Origin of the sequence: Haemophilus sp. HMSC066A11 (assembly GCF_001811665.1) — a bacterium.
Lineage (GTDB): Bacteria > Pseudomonadota > Gammaproteobacteria > Enterobacterales > Pasteurellaceae > Haemophilus > Haemophilus influenzae.
The window spans coordinates 372460-393000 of record NZ_KV805866.1; the positions used below are offsets into that span (position 1 = coordinate 372460).

The 20541-nt window shown below is 37.8% G+C and carries 20 protein-coding genes and 1 riboswitch; of the genes, 7 read left to right on the top strand and 13 right to left on the bottom strand.

All coding sequences use genetic code 11. The features are described 5' to 3' along the window. Nucleotides 1-86 precede the first annotated feature (86 nt). The 8 genes from yacG to HMPREF2813_RS04795 all read right to left on the bottom strand — a co-directional run bounded on the left by yacG (nt 87) and on the right by HMPREF2813_RS04795 (nt 8795). On the bottom strand, nt 87-293 hold the full coding sequence (gene yacG / locus HMPREF2813_RS04760) for a DNA gyrase inhibitor YacG (protein WP_005645697.1): 207 nt from the start codon (nt 291-293) through the stop codon (nt 87-89). Further along, nucleotides 286-906: a dephospho-CoA kinase gene (gene coaE / locus HMPREF2813_RS04765; protein ID WP_012054560.1), complete on the bottom strand. Its 621-nt coding sequence runs from the start codon at nt 904-906 to the stop codon at nt 286-288. Before coaE ends, yacG begins: the two co-directional genes overlap by 8 nt. A 70-nt stretch (nt 907-976) precedes the next feature. After that, the gene (glyA, locus tag HMPREF2813_RS04770) at nt 977-2242 is read right to left on the bottom strand and encodes a serine hydroxymethyltransferase (protein ID WP_005686126.1); all 1266 of its coding nucleotides are present in this window, start codon (nt 2240-2242) and stop codon (nt 977-979) included. A 134-nt stretch (nt 2243-2376) separates the two neighbouring features. Continuing rightward, nucleotides 2377-3246, bottom strand: coding sequence for a glycosyltransferase (locus HMPREF2813_RS04775; protein WP_224064290.1), 870 nt, complete (start codon nt 3244-3246; stop codon nt 2377-2379). A gap of 29 nt (nt 3247-3275) precedes the next feature. Further along, nucleotides 3276-4562 carry a phosphoribosylamine--glycine ligase gene (gene purD / locus HMPREF2813_RS04780; RefSeq protein ID WP_005686121.1) on the bottom strand — a complete coding sequence of 429 codons (1287 nt, stop codon included), beginning with the start codon at nt 4560-4562 and terminating at the stop codon, nt 3276-3278. A 185-nt stretch (nt 4563-4747) separates the two neighbouring features. Then, nucleotides 4748-6346, bottom strand: a complete 1599-nt coding sequence (gene purH, locus HMPREF2813_RS04785; RefSeq protein WP_012054562.1) for a bifunctional phosphoribosylaminoimidazolecarboxamide formyltransferase/IMP cyclohydrolase — start codon at nt 6344-6346, stop codon at nt 4748-4750. A gap of 188 nt (nt 6347-6534) precedes the next feature. After that, entirely contained in the window at nt 6535-6939 is a 405-nt protein-coding gene (locus HMPREF2813_RS04790; RefSeq protein ID WP_005648172.1) for a DoxX family protein, read from the bottom strand. A gap of 116 nt (nt 6940-7055) precedes the next feature. After that, entirely contained in the window at nt 7056-8795 is a 1740-nt protein-coding gene (locus tag HMPREF2813_RS04795) for a protein-disulfide reductase DsbD (protein WP_012054563.1), read from the bottom strand. Nucleotides 8796-8986: 191 nt separating this feature from the next. Between HMPREF2813_RS04795 and arcA the strand changes: the two genes are divergently transcribed. Beyond that, the gene (arcA, locus tag HMPREF2813_RS04800) at nt 8987-9697 is read left to right on the top strand and encodes a two-component system response regulator ArcA (protein ID WP_005659073.1); all 711 of its coding nucleotides are present in this window, start codon (nt 8987-8989) and stop codon (nt 9695-9697) included. A 176-nt stretch (nt 9698-9873) separates the two neighbouring features. After that, nucleotides 9874-9984, top strand: a riboswitch (glycine riboswitch). 112 nt (nt 9985-10096) lie between these two features. Further along, nucleotides 10097-11467, top strand: coding sequence for an alanine/glycine:cation symporter family protein (locus HMPREF2813_RS04805; protein ID WP_012054564.1), 1371 nt, complete (start codon nt 10097-10099; stop codon nt 11465-11467). Nucleotides 11468-11525: 58 nt separating this feature from the next. Here the strand turns inward: HMPREF2813_RS04805 and HMPREF2813_RS04810 are convergent, their stop codons facing one another. Continuing rightward, complete coding sequence (locus HMPREF2813_RS04810) at nt 11526-12263, bottom strand: epoxyqueuosine reductase QueH (protein ID WP_012054565.1); 738 nt, start codon at nt 12261-12263, stop codon at nt 11526-11528. Nucleotides 12264-12313: 50 nt separating this feature from the next. Beyond that, a complete protein-coding gene (ispB, locus tag HMPREF2813_RS04815; RefSeq protein WP_070646990.1) occupies nt 12314-13303 on the bottom strand; it encodes an octaprenyl diphosphate synthase in 990 nt (329 codons plus the stop codon). 213 nt (nt 13304-13516) lie between these two features. Here ispB and rplU point away from each other — a divergent pair, with 213 nt between their 5' ends. The 4 genes from rplU (at nt 13517) to cgtA (ending at nt 16307) form a co-directional block, all read left to right on the top strand. Continuing rightward, complete coding sequence (rplU, locus tag HMPREF2813_RS04820) at nt 13517-13828, top strand: 50S ribosomal protein L21 (protein WP_005626416.1); 312 nt, start codon at nt 13517-13519, stop codon at nt 13826-13828. Nucleotides 13829-13848: 20 nt separating this feature from the next. Continuing rightward, a complete protein-coding gene (gene rpmA / locus HMPREF2813_RS04825; protein WP_005539872.1) occupies nt 13849-14106 on the top strand; it encodes a 50S ribosomal protein L27 in 258 nt (85 codons plus the stop codon). A gap of 80 nt (nt 14107-14186) precedes the next feature. Next, a complete protein-coding gene (locus tag HMPREF2813_RS04830; RefSeq protein WP_014551024.1) occupies nt 14187-15107 on the top strand; it encodes a DMT family transporter in 921 nt (306 codons plus the stop codon). A gap of 27 nt (nt 15108-15134) precedes the next feature. Then, the gene (gene cgtA, locus HMPREF2813_RS04835) at nt 15135-16307 is read left to right on the top strand and encodes an Obg family GTPase CgtA (RefSeq protein ID WP_014551025.1); all 1173 of its coding nucleotides are present in this window, start codon (nt 15135-15137) and stop codon (nt 16305-16307) included. Nucleotides 16308-16376: 69 nt separating this feature from the next. Here cgtA and ndk read toward each other — a convergent pair whose 3' ends face one another. Together ndk and pepB are read right to left on the bottom strand one after the other, a co-directional pair. Then, entirely contained in the window at nt 16377-16799 is a 423-nt protein-coding gene (gene ndk, locus HMPREF2813_RS04840; RefSeq protein ID WP_041174641.1) for a nucleoside-diphosphate kinase, read from the bottom strand. A gap of 9 nt (nt 16800-16808) precedes the next feature. After that, on the bottom strand, nt 16809-18113 hold the full coding sequence (gene pepB / locus HMPREF2813_RS04845; protein ID WP_005651400.1) for an aminopeptidase PepB: 1305 nt from the start codon (nt 18111-18113) through the stop codon (nt 16809-16811). A 149-nt stretch (nt 18114-18262) separates the two neighbouring features. Between pepB and HMPREF2813_RS04850 the strand changes: the two genes are divergently transcribed. Beyond that, nucleotides 18263-19489 carry an O-antigen ligase family protein gene (locus HMPREF2813_RS04850; RefSeq protein WP_014551027.1) on the top strand — a complete coding sequence of 409 codons (1227 nt, stop codon included), beginning with the start codon at nt 18263-18265 and terminating at the stop codon, nt 19487-19489. A gap of 35 nt (nt 19490-19524) precedes the next feature. Here the strand turns inward: HMPREF2813_RS04850 and rfbB are convergent, their stop codons facing one another. Further along, nucleotides 19525-20529, bottom strand: a complete 1005-nt coding sequence (gene rfbB / locus HMPREF2813_RS04855) for a dTDP-glucose 4,6-dehydratase (RefSeq protein ID WP_005651396.1) — start codon at nt 20527-20529, stop codon at nt 19525-19527. Nucleotides 20530-20541 lie beyond the last annotated feature (12 nt).

Genomic DNA, 20541 nt, shown 5'->3' on the forward strand with positions numbered 1-20541 from the left:
GTTTAGCATAGCATTTTTAGGAAAAATCCTCAAAAAAGCACCGCACTTATAAAAATTAACCGATAGGGTTTCCTATCGGTTAATCTCTATTTAATGCTCCATTCGTCACTCACATTTGGATCCATTGCAAAATCAGCAGTATCACTTGGAATCGCTTTTTCTTCAGCCGCCCATTCGCCAAGATCGATTAACTGGCAACGTTTGCTACAAAAAGGTCGAAAAGTACTTTCATTTGTCCAAGGCACAGATTTTTGGCAAATCGGACAAGGTACTTCAATTATTTCGTCAGACATTTTTATTTTCCGCTTGTTGTAAATAAAACTGGTGCAATTCTAGCACCTTTTTCTGCAAGTGCGGTAAGTTTTGAGCCAGATCAGAATCATTGTTAATCACATCATCCGCCCATTTTAAACGCTCTTGTTGAGAAACTTGAGAATTCATAATTCGTTGAATTTGCTCAAAATTATTGTTATCTCGTTGAGCTGAACGAGCAAGTTGAGTTTGTGGACTCACATCTACTACTAAAATACGATCACAAAGTGCGGTCAATTTATTTTCTATTAATAAAGGGACGACAAATAATGTGTAAGGTGCAGTTTGTTCAGAAAGTTGTTGTTTCATTCGTTCACGAATAGCGGGATGTAAGAGATTATTTAACCACTGTTTTTCTTCATCATGATGAAACACTATTTCACGTAAAGCTGCACGATTAAGCTCGCCTTGATCCGTTAAAATTTGAGTACCAAAATGTTCAACAATTTTTGACAATAAGGGAGAATCTTTCTCGACGACTTCTCTAGCAACCACATCCGCATCCACTAGAGGTACGCCAAGATCAGCAAATAAATTAGCAATCGTTGTTTTACCACTACCAATGCCACCAGTTAATCCAACAATATAACTCATATGATTTCCCATAAAAAATAAGCGGCGATATTGATCGCCGCTAACCATATAATCAACGAAAGAAAATAAATTATTTCGGATAAACTGGAAGACGTTTACAAATTGCTAATACTTTTTCTTTAGTTTCAGCAATCACTTGTTCTTCATTTTCTTTGCCTAAAGCATCTAAAACATCACACATCCAGCCAGCTAATTCACGCACATCATTTTCATTGGAACCACGGCGAGTTACCGATGGTGTACCTACACGGATACCAGAAGTGACGAATGGTTTTTGCGGATCATTTGGTACTGCATTTTTATTCACGGTAATATTTGCTTTGCCTAATGCCGCATCTGCTGCTTTACCCGTTAATCCTTGTTTAATAAAACTTACTAAGAACAAGTGGTTTTCAGTACCATTTGACACAACATCATAACCACGTTGTTTAAATACCTCAACCATTGCTTTCGCATTTTTGATTACATTTGCTTGGTATTCTTTATATTGAGGCTCTAATGCTTCTTTAAAGCAAACTGCTTTTGCCGCAATAATATGAACTAATGGACCACCTTGATTTGCAGGAAATACAGATGATTGTAATTTTTTGTAGATTTCTTCATCACCACAAGATGAAAGAATTAAACCGCCACGCGGACCGCCTAATGTTTTGTGGGTAGTAGTGGTTACAACATGTGCGTGCGGAAGTGGATTTGGATATAAACCCGCTGCAATTAATCCTGCTACATGCGCCATATCCACAAATAAATATGCACCCACTTCATCTGCGATTTCACGCATTTTCGCCCAATCCACAACTTGTGAATAAGCCGAGAAACCAGCAACGATAAGTTTTGGTTTACATTCTAATGCTTTTTGACGAACATCTTCATAATCAATTAAGCCATCCGCAGTAATTCCATAAAGTACGGAGTTATAAATTTTGCCAGAGAAACTGACTTTTGCACCGTGAGTTAAATGACCACCGTGAGCCAAATCCATACCTAAAATAGTATCGCCTGCATTAATCAATGCACCATACACCGCAGCATTCGCTTGTGATCCAGAGTGCGGTTGAACATTCACATAATCTGCACCAAATAATTCTTTCGCACGGTCAATTGCTAACTGTTCCACAATGTCCGCATACTCACAACCACCGTAATAACGTTTACCTGGATAGCCTTCTGCGTATTTATTCGTGAATTGTGAACCTTGCGCTTCCATCACACGTGGACTCGCATAGTTTTCAGATGCAATGAGTTCGATATGTTCTTCTTGACGACGATTTTCATCTTGGATCGCTTGCCATAATACTGGATCGTAATCAGCGATAGTCATATTTCTTGTAAACATTGTGTTCTCCTGTTATGTGTTCTCTTGTAGTGTACCTGTTTATTCAATTAAATGTTATTAGAATTTAGTGCCTATTTTTTCACTTTATTAATGAATTAAATTCATATAATTATAATAAAAATGTATAGATTTCCTTATCTATTTTCCGAAAGTGCTATCAACTCATTATTAGTATAAATCGTTGGCATGTCCCAAGTTATACCCATTTCAATAACCTTCTCATTTTGTAAACGCACTGCTTGATAAATCTCTTCCTTATAAAATTGCTCTCTATCAAAAATTGGAGTGAGTTTATAATGAGTAGTACATTTTCCCGTAAAACCACCTTTTGCATTAAGTGATAATAATTTTCTAAATACAGTACGATCATTTGCTGTACCTGAATACCAAGATTCTGATAACTCAAAAGAGATTTTTCGTGTTAAAGCATAGCTATTAGTATCAATTAAAGGCTCTGAATTATTAGATACTGACACTAACCCTACTTTTTGAGTTTCTATCATTACAGAAACTTCCGCCTTCCAAAATCCGATAGAACCACAGCAATCTTTTGATATAAACGTTCCATTATCATCATAAAGATAACGTAATGAATAAGCATAATCTAGTTGGTATTTAACAATCATATTCACTAAATATTCAACATGCTCAGGTTCATGCCAATTATCATCATCTAAAAAACAAAAAATATCTTCTTTTAGAAGATAAGGTAATATAGCGTGAATCCCACCATTTCCAATATCATTTTCTCCCCCAGTATTCATTGGCAAAAAAGTAAAAATAACCTCTGGATATTTTTTCAGTAATGGCTCAACATTAGCCCAATATTGTTTTCCATCAACAAACACATAGTGCTTACAAGGATAAGTTTGAGAACGAACAGATAAAATAGCTTTTTCTAGTGTTTTTCGACCAATTGTAGTGGTAATAACAGCAACATTTCTATACTCTGACTGACTGACTGACTGACTGACTGACTGACTGACATAGATTATTCCCTCCAATAAAAAGGTTTACAATCTTATCATTAATTTTAGCTTTTTTCACGCAACACAGCTCTGTAACCAATATCTCGACGATAAAAACGCCCAGACCATTGAATTTGCTCAGCCAATTTTAACGCTTTCTGCTGTGCCTCAAATACGCTTTCGCCTAATGCAGTTACACAAAGTACACGACCGCCGTTTGTTACTAGCTTGCCTTCTTGTTCTGCGACACCCGCTAAGAAAACTTTCTCGTTTTTGACCGCACTTTTAGGCAATCCGCTGATTTCATCGCCTTTGCGATAATCTTTTGGGTATCCTTCTGCAGCCAATACGATACCTAAAGAAGCCTGCGGATCCCACCGTGATGTTACTTCATCTAATTTGCCATCACAGGCTTTAAGACAGAGTTCAACAAGGTCTGATTTGAGACGTAGCATTATTGGTTGCGTTTCCGGATCGCCAAAACGACAGTTAAATTCGATCACTTTCGGTTGACCATTCGGCATAATCATTAATCCTGCATACAGGAAGCCAGTATAAACATTGCCTTCTTCCGCCATGCCATTAACCGTCGGATAAATCACTTCCCGCATAATGCGACTATGAATTTCGGGTGTTACCACAGGTGCAGGCGAATACGCACCCATACCGCCTGTATTTAATCCCGTATCATTTTCGCCAACACGTTTATGATCTTGGCTAGTCGCCATAGGCTCAACATTTTTACCGTCTACCATTACGATAAAACTGGCTTCTTCGCCATCTAGAAACTCTTCAATTACTACTTGGCTCCCCGCTTCGCCAAAGGCATTACCAGAAAGCATATCATGCACAGCGTTTTCCGCCTCTTGCAAGGTCATCGCAACGATTACGCCTTTACCTGCAGCTAAACCATCTGCTTTAACGACAATTGGTGCGCCTTTCTCACGCAAGTAAGCCAATGCTGGTTCGACTTCGGTAAAGTTTTGATATTCCGCTGTTGGAATTTTATGACGAGCAAGGAAATCTTTAGTAAATGCTTTTGAACCCTCTAATTGCGCCGCTGCTTGAGTTGGTCCAAAAATCTTCAATCCAGCTTCACGAAATGCATCAACTACCCCTATCACTAAGGGGGCTTCAGGACCAACAATGGTTAATCCAATTTGTTTATCTTGAGCAAATTTCACTAATGCGGGAATATCTGTCGCAGAAATATTCACGTTTTCTACTTTGTGCTCCAATGCAGTACCAGCGTTACCCGGTGTGACAAAAACTTTATCTGCTAATGGAGATTGTGCAGCTTTCCAAGCCAAGGCGTGTTCACGACCGCCGTTTCCGATGATGAGGATGTCCATGTTGTAGTCCTTGCGTATGCCTAATTTAAAAAAAGTACGGCTATTTTTTACCTGCAATTCCCCCTCTTTTGTAAAGAGGGGGCTAGGGGGAGATTTAAACGATATTGAATTTAGTATGAGCTTGAAATCACTTCTGCCAAATCTCCCCTTCCCCTCTTTGCTAAAGAGGGGGATAGTTAGATAAATTAATGTCTAAAATGTCGCATTCCAGTCAATACCATCACCATATTATGTTCATCCGCCGCATCAATGACTTCTTGATCGCGCATTGATCCACCTGGCTGGATCACACATTGAATCCCCACTTTCGCCGCCGCATCAATGCCGTCACGGAATGGGAAGAACGCATCAGATGCCATCACACAACCAGCCACTTCTAAACCTTCATCTTGCGCTTTAATACCCGCAATCTTCGCAGAATATACGCGGCTCATTTGACCTGCACCAATGCCGATAGTTTGATTGTCTTTGGCGTAAACAATGGCATTCGATTTCACAAATTTTGCCACTTTCCAGCAGAATAATAAGTCTTTTAATTCTTGTTCAGTTGGCTGACGTTTACTCACGACTTTTAAATCATTCACGCCAACCATACCTAAATCCGCATCTTGTACTAATAAACCGCCGTTTACACGTTTGAAATCCAAACGTTCGGAACAAGAAGTCCATTCACCACATTCAAGCAAACGCACATTTTTCTTACGCTTCATTACTTCTTGCGCTTCAGCAGAAACTTTCGGTGCGATAATCACTTCAACGAATTGGCGTTCCACAATTTCATTCGCCGTTTTTTCGTCTAATTCACGGTTAAAAGCAATAATGCCGCCAAAAGCAGACGTTGGATCGGTTTGGTAAGCGCGATTATAGGCGTCTAAAATATCCTTACCTAACGCCACGCCACATGGATTGGCGTGTTTAACGATTACGCAAGCTGGCTCGTCAAATTCTTTCACGCATTCAAGTGCTGCATCAGTGTCGGCAATATTATTGTAAGACAAGGCTTTACCTTGCAGTTGATTAGCTGTAGCCACGCTCGCTTCTTTCACATTTAAATCAACATAAAATGCCGCATTTTGATGGGCGTTTTCGCCGTAACGCATAGTTTGTTTACGCACGAAGTTAAGGTTTAAAGTTCGTGGGAATTGACCGCACTTCGCATTCGCCTCTTCTTCCTCTGCAATATGATAAGGTTTTACTAGCTGACCGAAATAGTTGGCAATCATAGAATCATATTGAGCGGTATGTTCAAATGCTTTAATCGCAAGGTCAAAACGAGTTTCAAAAGTTAGGCTGTTTTGATGTTGATCCATTTCGGCTAGAATTGCGTTGAAATCATTGTTATTAACTACGATCGCCACATCTTTGTGGTTTTTCGCCGCAGAACGAACCATTGTTGGACCGCCAATATCGATATTTTCTACCGCATCAGCCAAAGTGCAATCAGGTTTAGCCACAGTGGCTGCAAATGGATATAAATTCACCACCACCATATCAATGCCTTCAATGGCATGTTGCTGCATGATGGCATCATCTGTACCACGACGACCAAGAATACCGCCATGTACTTTGGGATGTAAGGTTTTCACTCGACCGTCCATCATTTCTGGGAAACCTGTGTAATCAGACACTTCCATTACAGGTAAACCATTTTGTGCTAAAAGTTTTGCCGTTCCACCTGTTGAAAGTAGTTTTACACCACGTTTAACTAAACCTTGAGCAAACTCTACAATACCCGTTTTATCAGACACACTCAGTAAAGCCTGACGAATTGGACGATCTGCCATTGTATTTTCCTTTCATTAAATAGTTAAAAATAAGCGATGAGAATTATAACGCAAACGTTTGCTTAAATATAGAAAAGATTAAATATAATTTCTTAAAGTGCGGTAAAAAATGCGATAAATTTCAGGCATAAAAAAGCCCACATAAATGTGGGCAAAAATAAGGATAAAATTATGAAACTACAACTAAACTACTTTTTAAAAAACTTATTATCTAAAGCACAAGCACCTGCGCCAGAAAATACAAAATATAGAAAGAGAAGTGAGTAAAGTAATGCAAGCTCGCCGCCATTTGCAATTGGGAAAAATAGGTTTCCTTTTCCTGCTACGTGCAGAAAGAAATAGGCATATGCCATTTCCCCTGACAAGATAAACGCGGCTTGGCGTGTAAATAAACCTAAGATTAATAAAATTGAACCAACAATTTCAATTACGCCTGCTACTAGTAGCATTGGATCGCCTACTGCACCATTTCCTCCAGTCATAGAAATTGGAAATTCCAAATATTTTGCCGTGCCGTGTAAAATAAACATATAAGCGACAACGATACGTAAAAATGCCAAGAAATACGGGCGATATTTTTCAAGATTGTTCATTTTGCTTTCCTTTCGTTTAAAGATAAATTAAAACCTAGCTATAATAATGATTAGCTATTTGTTAAACAAGATGTATAACAGAAAAAGAGTTTTTACTTATTGTAAATAATTCTAACTTAATGCAAGGCTTTTAACCAATTGGAAAAAGCATCAGCATCCATAAAGCCCGTTACTCTACTTCCTTTAATTTCATTATTTTGCTGATCAAAAAATAAAATCGTAGGCAATCCCATCACATTAAAGCGTTCCATTAATGCTTTATTTTCTGGGCTATTCTTTGTCATATTCACTTGTAACAATAAGATATTTTGAAATTGCTGTTGCACTTGTGGATCTGAAAACGTCAGCTTTTCAAATTCTTTACAAGCAACACACCAATCCGCGTATAAATCCAACATAGCAATTGAATGCGGATTTTCCGCTAAAGTGCGGTCAAGTTCTTCAGTATTTTTAATTTGCTTAAATTTAACCTGAGAAACAGACTTATTTTCTACCGCACTTTGTGTTGTAGTCTGAGTTTGCCAAATCCAATTTTGCAGGGGTTGTACAGTAACCATAGCCAACACAAAACTAATAATTTTAATAGCATAGCCAAAACCGTTCTTAGACATCTGCAACGCAAACCAAATAAAAAATACTGTCGCTAACCCAGCCCATAAGCGAGGTTCCCATACTTCAGGCAAAATACGAGAAAGTAAAAATACAGGTAACGCTAACATCACAAAGCCGAATGTTTGTTTCACTGTGTTCATCCACTCACCTGATTTTGGCAAAATTTTATTACCAAACAATGTGATTAACATTAGCGGCACGCCCATACCAAGTGCGAGCAAATAAAGGGTTGCTGCGCCTGTGAATAAATCGCCACTTTGTGCCACATAAAGTAAAGCACCAGAAAGTGGCGCAGATGTGCAAGGCGATGCCACCAGCCCAGCAATCATTCCCATTGCAAAGGCTCCGCCAAAAGCACCCGAGGTTTGTTTTTGGCTCCATGTATTGAGTTTATTTTGTAAGCTATTTGGCAATTGAATAGTAAATAAGCCAAACATTGAAAGGGCAAGCACAACAAATAAAATAGAAAGCCCGATCATCACATAAGGATGTTGCAAGGCGATTTGAAACGGTAAACCGATGGCTGCCACTGCAAGACCTAACAAAGTGTAAGTCAGAGCCATACCTTGAACATAAAGAAAAGCTAAACTAAACGCTCGCATCATATTTGGACGTTGTTGCTGACCGATAACAATAGCAGAAAGCAACGGTAACATTGGCAATACGCAAGGCGTAAAAGCCAGTCCCAATCCTAATAAAAAGAAACCAAAAATTGTCCATTTACTATGGAATAAACCATCAGCTAAACGATCTTGTTCAGATAAAAGTGCGGTATTTTTTTCAACTGTTTTTTCGACAATTTGCTCTTGAGAAATGGCTAAATCCCCAATTCGTAATACTTTAGTTTCAGGCGGATAGCAAAAACCTTCGGTACATCCTTGATAAGTGATTTCAACCTTATCATCAGCATTATTAAATGTACCCCTAAATATGCCATCAATTGAGTGAGTAAAAACTTTTACTTCGCCAAAATAAGGATCTTGATGTAATTCCGCCGCCTGTTGGGTATGTAAAGAGAGAGGATTTGATTTACCGACTAACTCAGCACTAATTTTATCTTGATACAAATAATAGCCATCGGTAATATCCCAATGGGCTTGTAACTGGCTTTTATCTGTAGATAAAGTAGCAGAAAAAGCAAAAGCATCATCTACTTTTAAAAAGGTTTGTTTTTTATCGAATAAACCTGAATTAGCCGCAAAAGCGGTGAAAATCAGCGTAAAAAAAAGAAAGAGTTTTTTCATAGAATTGAGTGTAAAAATATAGATTCTCGAAATTCTATCACAAAGAAAGTTGAATACCTAAAACTATGATTTAGATCACAAAAAGGAAAATCAGGTAAAAAATCACCGCACTTTTTTATTGTTACAATAATGTTGCACAGATAGAATGATAGCTTTGATAGCATACGCCAAAATAAGTATAAGGATGGAAAATGACTACTCCAAAAATTCTCGTTGTTGAAGATGAAATTGTCACTCGAAATACGCTTAAAGGGATTTTTGAAGCGGAAGGATATGATGTGTTTGAAGCAGAAAATGGTGTTGAAATGCATCATATATTGGCAAATCATAATATTAATTTGGTTGTGATGGATATTAATTTACCAGGTAAAAACGGCTTATTATTGGCAAGAGAACTCCGTGAAGAATTAAGCTTACCTCTTATTTTTTTAACTGGTCGAGATAATGAAGTGGATAAAATTTTAGGTCTGGAAATTGGTGCCGACGATTATTTAACCAAACCTTTTAACCCTAGAGAACTGACTATCCGCGCACGTAATCTATTGCATCGCACAATGTCGCATCAAGAAAAAGAAAATACATTTGGTCGAGAATTCTATCGTTTTAATGGTTGGAAATTAGACCTAAATAGCCACAGTTTAATTACACCAGAAGGACAAGAATTCAAACTTCCTCGCAGTGAATTTCGTGCAATGTTACATTTCTGTGAAAATCCAGGAAAATTGCAAACGCGCGAAGAATTGCTGAAAAAAATGACGGGACGAGAGTTAAAACCTCAGGATCGTACCGTAGATGTCACAATTCGACGTATCAGAAAACATTTTGAAGATCATCCAAATACTCCAAATATCATTATGACTATACATGGAGAAGGCTATCGTTTTTGCGGAGATATTGAATAAAGTGATTGTTCTACATAAAAATTCCTTTTTGAAATTCATTTCCTGTTTTGTTAGAATTCGCACACTTTTCAATATCTAATGGAAAGTGAGTTCGGATGAAGGTAGCTGGAGAGCGGGGAATTGACCCCACACCGACGATGTAAAATCTTTCAGGTGCGATGGCAGGGACTGTTACTGGACGAACCCTTGGAGAGATCCATTTTAGAAATGGACGCCGAAGGCGCAAAAGAGCGGTTAATTTTTCAATCGTTTTTCAAACGCTCAGGCAAAAGGACAGGGGCAAAAGACAATCTATCGTAAGTGTGGAAATTATCTATCTTTTTACCACACTTTCTTTTCCATTGTATCTTTTCGTCTTCTTGTCGTGTTTATTTTTGATTTAAACGACGAGGAATCACAATGACAATTGAGTCAATTCTTTCAGCTATTGATAGCTTTATTTGGGGCGCACCTCTACTCATACTCTTATCGGGCACGGGGCTCTATTTAACGTTACGCTTAGGCTTTATTCAAATTCGCTATTTACCACGTGCACTAGGTTATTTATTTAAAAAAGATAAAGGTGGAAAAGGGGACGTTTCCTCTTTTGCCGCACTTTGTACTGCATTAGCAGCAACAATTGGAACGGGTAATATTGTGGGCGTGGCAACTGCGGTACAAGCAGGTGGGCCAGGGGCTATTTTTTGGATGTGGCTGGTTGCTTTGTTAGGAATGGCAACAAAATATGCTGAATGTTTACTCGCGGTTAAATACCGTGTTTGCGATAAAAATGGCTTTATGGCTGGCGGCCCGATGTATTACATTGAACGTGGACTAGGTATCAAATGGTTAGCAAAATTATTTGCATTATTTGGTGTGATGGTGGCCTTTTTCGGGATCGGCACATTCCCACAGGTCAATGCGATTACCCATGCAATGCAAGATACTTTTAATATTCCAGTTTTAGTTACTGCAATTATTGTGACGCTTTTAGTCGGCTTAATTATTCTTGGCGGTGTAAAACGTATTGCAACCGCATCATCGGTAATTGTGCCGTTTATGGCGATTTTATACGTCACGACTTCACTGGTTATTATCCTTTTAAATATAGAAAAAGTACTAGATGCGATTTTATTGATTATTGATAGTGCTTTTGATCCGCAAGCTGCGCTAGGTGGGGCTGTTGGCTTTACCGTAATGAAGGCTATTCAATCAGGCGTTGCACGCGGCATTTTCTCCAATGAATCAGGTTTAGGAAGCGCACCAATTGCAGCTGCAGCGGCACAAACTCGTGAACCTGTGCGACAAGGCTTAATTTCCATGACAGGTACATTCTTAGATACCATCATCGTTTGTACAATGACAGGTATTGTATTGGTATTAACGGGAGCGTGGAACAATCCTGAATTAGCGGGTGCTACTGTCACAAACTATGCCTTTGCACAAGGTTTAGGCACATCAATTGGTGCAACGATTGTAACAGTCGGTTTATTATTTTTTGCATTCACGACTATTTTAGGTTGGTGTTACTACGGGGAACGTTGCTTTGTCTATCTCGTCGGTATTCGTGGCGTAAAACTATATCGTCTAGCTTATATTATGTTGGTTGGTTTAGGGGCATTCTTACACTTAAATTTAATATGGATTATCGCCGATATTGTAAATGGTTTGATGGCTTTCCCAAATCTTATCGCGCTTATTGGATTGCGAAAAGTGATCATTGAAGAAACAAAAGATTATTTTCAACGTTTAAAAATTAATCATTATGATCAAGATGAAGTGATAAAATAGTGAAATAAAAGGTGCTGTTCAGCAAATTCTGTGAAACAACACCTTTATTTTTCTATTTTTAATCAGCACTATAATACAATTTTCCGATTTCAATTTTTTGACGACCCGTCTCTTCTCGCCATTTATTACTATCACGTAAAGAATATACACAACCGCAATATTCCTGTTGATAAAACCGCTCACGCTTACTAATTTCAATCATGCGTTGCGAGCCACCTTCCTTGCGCCAGTTATAATCCCAATAAACTACATCATCATATTTTTCCGCCGCACGATGTCCACAGCCATTGATTTGATTCATATCCTTCCAGCGAGAAATACCTAGGCAACTAGTAAATACAGGGAAACCATGTTTATGAGCATATTCAGCAGCTTTTTCAAAACGCATATCAAAACACATTGTGCAGCGAATACCTCTCTCAGGCTCCCATTCCATACCCTTAGCACGATCAAACCAATTTTGACGATCGTAATCAGCATCAATAAATGGAATACCAAATTTTTTTGCAAAACGGATATTTTCTTCTTTACGAATCAAATATTCTTTGAGTGGATGAATGTTTGGATTATAAAAATAAATTGTAAATTCAATGCCTGATGCAAGAATTGCTTCCATCACTTCGCCAGAGCAAGGCGCACAACAAGAATGCAAAAGGAGCTTATTGTGTCCATCTGGCAACTCAAGTTTTTCACGAATAAAAGGTGCGTTAGGATCCTTACGGATTTTTTGTTTTCGCGGTTTAGCTTGAAAATTGACCGCACTTTTTTCTAGTTTAGGTTGAAGTTCTGTATTCATAAAGTTTAATTAAAATTAATGGGTATCAAGTATATAAGCTAAATTATGGACTAATAATTTCTATCTACAGACAAATATGCCAATGAAATCAACGCTTGTTTATATTCACTTTCTGGCAAAATTTCGATTGCATCCACTGCTTTTTGAGCCTCTTCTTTTGCACGATTCATTGCATAATCTAAAGACTTATGCTCAGTCATAATAGCTAATACTTCATCAATTGCTTCACGTTTACCACCTTGCTCAATCGCTTCGCGAATTAAAGCTGCCTGTTGAGCATTTCCATGACGCATAGCGTGTAGTAGAGGAAGGGTTGGTTTTCCTTCAGCTAAATCATCGCCTACATTTTTGCCTAGAGCTTGCGCATTTGCACTATAATCCAATACATCATCCACGAACTGAAATGCAGTGCCAAGATAACGCCCATAATCTTGTAACGCCTTTTCTTGAGCTTCTGTTCCACCGGCGACAATTGCCGCAGCCTGACCAGCCACTTCAAACAAACGCGCAGTTTTGCTATAAATTACACGCATATAATTAGCTTCGCTCGTTTCGGGATCATTAACATTCATTAACTGCTGAACTTCGCCTTCCGCTAAAACGTTAGTCGCATCGGCCATGATTCCCAAAATCTTCAATGACTCTAACTGTGCAACTAATTGAAATGCACGCGTATAAATAAAATCGCCTACCAATACACTCGCCGCATTGCCAAATTCAGCATTTGCCGTAGCGCGCCCACGACGCATATCGGATTCATCTACGACATCATCGTGTAACAAAGAAGCGGTATGAATAAATTCAACAAAAGTAGCACAAGTAATTGAATTAGCTCCTTCAAACCCTAAAGATCGTGCTGCGAGAACTGCGATCAACGGGCGGATCCGCTTACCACCACCTTGAACAATATAAAAACCTAACTGTCCTATTAGCGATACATCTGAATTAAGCTGAGCAAGAATATTTTGATTAACTTTTTGCATATCTGGATCTGCAAGTTTCTGGATCTCGTCTATGCTCATAAGATCTTGTTTCTTCATTATTTCATCATTTATCAGTCAAAAGTGCGGTGCATTTTACCCGAATTTTCAGACTTTCTGAAATCAATCCGCAAATGAAGGGAATTTTTTTATTTTATTATAAATAAATTCTTGCCATAGGTAGGATTTTTCCGTAGAATTTGCGACCTATTTATATGAATTTTTAAGTGTGGACTGCTAAAAAGCAGGAAAACACAATTAAGCGGAGTATTTATGTACGCAGTTTTCCAAAGTGGCGGTAAACAACACCGTGTGAGCGAAGGTCAAGTTGTTCGTTTAGAAAAACTTGAACTTGCAACTGGCGCAACAGTTGAGTTCGATTCTGTGTTGATGGTCGTTAATGGTGAAGATGTTAAAATTGGTGCACCAGTAGTTGCTGGCGCAAAAGTAGTGGCTGAAGTTGTTGCACAAGGTCGTGGCGAGAAAGTTAAAATCGTTAAATTCCGTCGTCGCAAACACAGCCGTAAACAACAAGGTCATCGTCAGTGGTTCACAGAAGTGAAAATCACTGGGATTCAAGCATAATTTCAGAGGAGATCAAGTAGATGGCAACTAAAAAAGCTGGTGGTTCAACTCGTAACGGTCGCGATTCTGAAGCTAAACGCCTTGGTGTTAAACGTTTCGGTGGCGAATCTGTATTAGCAGGTAGCATTATTGTTCGCCAACGTGGTACTAAATTCCACGCAGGTAACAACGTAGGAATGGGAAGAGATCACACCTTATTCGCAACTGCAGATGGTAAAGTTAAATTTGAAGTAAAAGGCGAGAAAAGCCGTAAATACGTAAGTATTGTTACTGAATAATTTAAAATCTATTCCATTGAAACGCCCTACAATTTTGTGGGGCGTTTTGTCTTTTTTAATTTCACATAAGCGAGCAAGCAATGAAACAACAACCTTTATTAGGCTTTACCTTTGCGCTTATTACCGCTATGGCTTGGGGGTCATTGCCTATTGCCTTGAAACAAGTTTTGTCTGTAATGAATGCGCAAACTATCGTATGGTATCGTTTCATTATTGCTGCAGTTTCATTATTGGCTTTACTTGCTTATAAAAAACAATTACCTGAATTAATGAAAGTTCGCCAATATGCGTGGATTATGCTTATTGGAGTAATTGGTCTTACTGGCAATTTTCTATTATTTAGTAGCTCGCTGAATTACATTGAACCGTCAGTTGCACAAATTTTTATTCATTTATCCTCTTTTGGAATGCTCATCTGTGGTGTACTGATTTTCAAAGAAAAATTAGGGTTGCACCAAAAGATCGGACTTTTCTTATTATTAATTGGTTTAGGCTTATTCTTTAATGATCGTTTTGATGCATTTGCTGGACTAAATCAGTATTCAACAGGTGTCATTTTAGGTGTAGGGGGTGCTCTTATTTGGGTCGCTTATGGAATGGCGCAAAAATTAATGTTACGTAAATTTAATTCACAACAAATCTTGCTAATGATGTATTTAGGTTGTGCCATAGTCTTTATGCCGATGGTTGAATTTTCGCAAGTACAAGAACTCACACCTTTAGCTCTGATTTGTTTTATTTACTGCTGTTTAAATACCTTAATTGGATACGGCTCTTATGCGGAAGCACTTAATCGTTGGGATGTATCAAAAGTCAGTGTTGTTATCACACTTGTACCTCTTTTCACGATCCTATTTTCTCATATTGCGCATTATTTTAGCCCAGCAGATTTTGCGGCACCGGAATTGAATAATATTAGCTATATTGGCGCATTTGTTGTAGTATGCGGAGCAATTTTATCCGCGATTGGACATAAATTATTACCGCATAAAACTCATTAAAGTGCGGTTTATTTTGGAGAAGTTTGAATGAAATTTATTGATGAATCCCTTATTCGAATTGAGGCTGGAGATGGTGGCAACGGTTGCGTAAGTTTCCGTCGAGAGAAATTTATACCGAAAGGTGGCCCTGACGGTGGTGACGGTGGCGATGGTGGCGATGTCTATTTACAGGCTGATGAAAACCTCAATACCTTAATTGACTACCGCTTTAATAAACGCTTTGCGGCAGAGCGCGGAGAGAATGGACGGAGTTCAGATTGTACAGGACGTCGTGGTAAAGATATTATTTTACCTGTTCCCGTAGGAACTCGTGCTATTGATAATGACACCAAAGAAACCTTGGGAGATTTAACCCAACACGGTCAAAAAATGTTGGTAGCCAAAGGTGGTTATCACGGTTTAGGGAATACCCGTTTCAAATCATCGGTAAACCGTGCACCGCGTCAAAAAACAATGGGAACACCGGGTGAAAAACGCGATTTATTATTGGAATTAATGCTACTTGCTGATGTGGGAATGCTCGGTTTTCCTAATGCAGGTAAATCCACTTTTATTCGTGCCGTTTCAGCCGCCAAACCAAAAGTTGCAGATTATCCATTTACTACCTTAGTACCAAGTCTCGGTGTTGTGAAAGTGGACGACTCACACAGTTTCGTAGTCGCTGATATTCCAGGATTAATTGAAGGGGCTGCAGATGGTGCAGGGCTAGGAATTCGCTTTTTAAAACATTTAGAACGTTGTAGAGTGCTTATTCATTTAGTCGATATTGCTCCAATTGATGGATCTAATCCAGCAGATAATGTCGCTATTATTGAATCTGAACTTTTCCAATACAGTGAAAAATTATCAGAAAAGCCACGTTGGTTAGTATTCAATAAAATTGATACGATGAGCGATGAAGAAGCTGAAGAGCGGGTTCGAGAAATCACTGAACAATTAGGTTGGGAAGAAGACTATTACCTGATTTCAGCTGCAACAGGGAAAAATGTTCCACCACTTTGTCGTGATATTATGGACTTTATCATAGCAAATCCACGCGAAGCTGAAACACAACAAGTTGCACCTGAAGAAGTAAAATTCAAATGGGAAGATTATCATCAGGAACAACTAGCGGAGTATCAATTTGATGATGACGAAGATTGGGATGATGATTGGACTGAAGAAGATGATGAAGGAATTGAGTTCATCTATAAACCTTAAGAAAGTCTAATTTTGTAAGCATTAAAACTTTAAAAGCACCTAAAACTTTTAGGTGCTTTTTGCTATCAATTAACGCTCAAAAATTTCACAATCAGTAAAGAAATAAGCAATTTCACGATTTGCATTTTCTATACTATCTGATCCGTGAACCGAATTCTCACGCTGACTCAATGCAAACTCTTTACGAATTGTCCCTTCTGCGGCAGTTTCTGGATTCGTTGTACCAATCAAAGTGCGGTAATCTTTCACTGCATTTTCTTTTTCAAGAACAGAAACCACTATCGGCGAAGACATCATATATTCAACTAAAGGAGCAAAAAATTCTTTGCCTTGATGCTCTGCATAAAAGCCTTCAGCCTGCTCACGAGTTAAGCGTACCATTTTAGAGGCTATGATTTTAAAGCCATTTTGCTCAAAACGAGTTAAGATTGCTCCAATAAGATTACGCTTTACCGCATCAGGTTTAATAATCGAAAAAGTTCTTTCTGTCATCATATCTCCTTACTTCAATGATTTTGATAACATTAAATTTGCTAAAGTTTGCACACCAATCCCTGTCGCCCCAACAGCCCATAAATCACTACTAGATTTACGATAAGTTGCGGAACAATCAATATGCAACCAATTTTGTTGATAATTTTTTACAAAATACGATAAAAATGCCGTTGCTGTACTTGCCCCCGCCCCAACTGGAACAGAACCAATATTAGCAATATCTGCAAAAGATGAATTAATTTGTGAGCGATGAAAATCTTCAAATGGTAAACGCCAGAAAGGTTCATTTTCTTCTTTTGCTGATTGGAAAAGATTCTTCAAGAGATCATCATCCATAGATAATACCGAATGATAGTCATTTCCTACTGCCATTTTTGCTGCACCAGTTAAAGTTGCACAATCAATAATAAAATCTGGATTTTGGCTGTCCGCTTCAATCAATCCATCAGCTAACACCAAACGCCCTTCAGCGTCAGTATTCAGCACTTCTGCTGTCACGCCATTTTTATAAGTAATAATATCGCCTAGTTTAAAGGCATTATTGCTTATCAAATTCTCTGCGCAACATAAATACAGTTTAACGCGTTGATTTAATCCACGAGCGATAGCGAAACCTAAAGCCCCCGTTAATAATGCTGCCCCACCCATATCAGTTCGCATTGTGCTCATTCCATCACTTGGTTTGATACTGTAGCCGCCACTGTCAAAAGTAATCCCCTTACCAACTAAACAAGCTAACACTGGCGCATTCGGATCTTGTGTTGGATTGAAATCAAGTTGCAACATAGCTGGCAAGTTAGCAGAGCCTTTACCCACAGTCCAAATTCCGTGATAACCCTGTTGTTCAAGATCTTCTCCAGAAATAATCTTAAAACTTACCGCACTTTTTTCATTATAAATATCAGCTTGGTTTAAGATAAATTCAGCCGCTCGTTCTGCTAATTTTACTGGTGTTAGGCTTTGTGCTGGCTCATTAATAATCCCACGCACAAAATCGCCACATTCAATACGCGCTAATAATTCATCTTGCGGTTCATCATCTAAATGCGGAAACTCAATCCCGTAATCTTGTTTTGCGGTATAAAAACCTTGATAAAACGCCCAGCAAAATTCCAAATCCCATTCTTCACCGACTAATTCCACATTTTTAATTCCCTGCCCACGCAATTTACGAGCAGCTTGTTGAACTAAAGTGCGGTCAGTTTTTTCATTATTTTTTAAATGAATTATTGCTTTATTAGAGTCAAAGCTCAAAATAGCATTTTTTCCCCAAGCATCATTCGCTAAGTTATTTGAAAGTGTAATTTGCATATTTATTCCCCCATGTATAAACAAAATAAATTTAGAAACTATACCAGCTTTATACCTAATTTCACATCATTCAATCATAAATAACAAGCATTTTACAAATATTTAAGGTAGAATCTACTCAATTTAAGTTTGCACATGCTTTTATTCGTATGATTCAAGAAAAACATCTAACGTTTACAATTAACTTCTTAGTTTCTCTATTTTTCTTAACTGTTTTAATCGTTCCAAAGGGCTATAACTATGCACCAATAATATTAAGCGCGATTGGATTGATTTATTTCATACCATTAAAGAAAAAACTATCTTTTAGCTCTGAAGATAAAAAACTGATTTTTTCTTTTTTATTTTATTTCTCCACATTCTTATTATCTATCATTATCAATAAAGATGGGATTAGAGAAATAGATAATCCAAGCCGACTTCTATTATTCATTCCTCTACTACTTTTATTCAAAAACTTTCCAATAAAAAGGAAAACAATTTTATACGCAATTCCTTCTAGTGCATTAATTACTGGATGCGTTGCGTTATTTCAGAAGTTTGTATTAGGGTATGAAAAACCATTTCCTGAAATAATGCACATACAAATGGGCAACATTGCGATCTCTTTAGCCACATTCACCCTTGTTATCACTCTTCACTTCTTCATCAAAAAACAATATAAGTCTACATTATTTGGGTTTGTAGCCATTATACTTGCTATCATGACTAGTGCATTATCTGGGGCTAGAGGTGGATGGATTGGCTTACCCGTTGTAATTGGTATAATTTTATTTCTATACAAAGAAGACATTAATAAGAAACTTATTATAACTTTAGTTACAGTTATTACCATTGGATTAACCGCACTCATTGCCAATCCTAAATTCGGAATTGAAAAACGATATAACGCAGCAAAATCAGATATTGTTAGCTATTTAGAAAAAAACAATAGAAACACCTCATTAGGTGCGAGATTTGACATGTGGGAAAATGCCTTAATTGCTATAAAGGAAGCGCCTATCTTTGGCCATGGGAGTAATGGATACGAGGAGTTTAGACATAAACAAGTAAAATCTAAACAAATGGCTAAAACCACTTTACATTTTGGAAGTTTACATAATCAATATTTAGAATCTTGGGTGAAACGTGGTTTAGTTGGATTTATAGCATTAATCCTGATTATTCTAACTCCAATATTTTTCTTTATTAAAAATTTAAACACCCATAATTTAGAAACAAAATGTATTTGTATTTTAGGAATTATACATATTGTTTCCCATATATTTTATTTCACAAGCCAGTCATTCTTGGCTCATAACTCAGGCAATATTTTTTACTTCTTCAACTATCTTATATTTTATTGTCTAATAAAAAGAGAAAAAATCACAAGATAGATAAACATTCTTATCTTTTACCCTATTTAAGAAGATTAACTGTTAAACAAATACCATTGTACTGTCTGGCTAAGTCCTCGTTCAAAGGTTATTTTCGGTTGCCAACCTAATTCTGCATGAATTTTGGAACAATCCAATGAATATCGCACATCGTGACCAGGTCGGTCTTTTACAAAAATAATTAAATCATCGTAATACTTAATATTATTAGGCTTATTTGGTGCAAGTTCTTCGAGTAATTGACAAATTGTTTTAACCACTTCAAGGTTTGTTTTTTCACAATTTCCACCGATATTATAGTTTTCCCCGACTCGACCTTTTGTTAAAACTAAATATAAGGCTTGAACATGCTCTTCCACAAATAACCAATCGCGAATCTGCTGCCCATCACCATAAATTGGCAAAGGCTTCCCCATCAGTGCATTTGAAATCACTAAAGGGATGAGTTTTTCCGGATGTTGGTAAGCTCCATAGTTATTGGAACTGTTTGTAATAATCACCGGCAAGCCATAAGTGCGATGCCAAGCATAAACTAAATGATCACTCGCTGCTTTTGATGCTGAATAAGGGCTGCTTGGATGATAAGGAGAATATTCGGTAAAAGCAGGTTCTGAAAGAGATAAATCACCATAAACTTCATCAGTAGAAATATGGTGGAATCGAAAGGTCGTTTTTTTAGCTTCGTCTAAGGTATGCCAATAATTCTTAGCAACCTCTAACAACGTATAAGTACCAACAATATTGGTTTGAATAAAATCAGCTGCTCCAGAAATAGAACGATCGACATGACTTTCTGCCGCCAAATGCATCACTGCATCAGGCTGATATTTCTCGAAAACGCTTTCTATCGCCTTAAGATCACAGATATCAATTTGCTCAAAAGCATAGCGAGGATTATTTTCAACCTCTTTCAAAGCTGATTGATTTGCCGCATAGGTCAGTTTATCAATATTGATAACGGAATCTTGAGTCTGATAAATGATATATCGAATAAGAGCGGAACCGATGAAGCCGGAACCGCCGGTGATTAAAATATTCATCTTGTTGAGTTA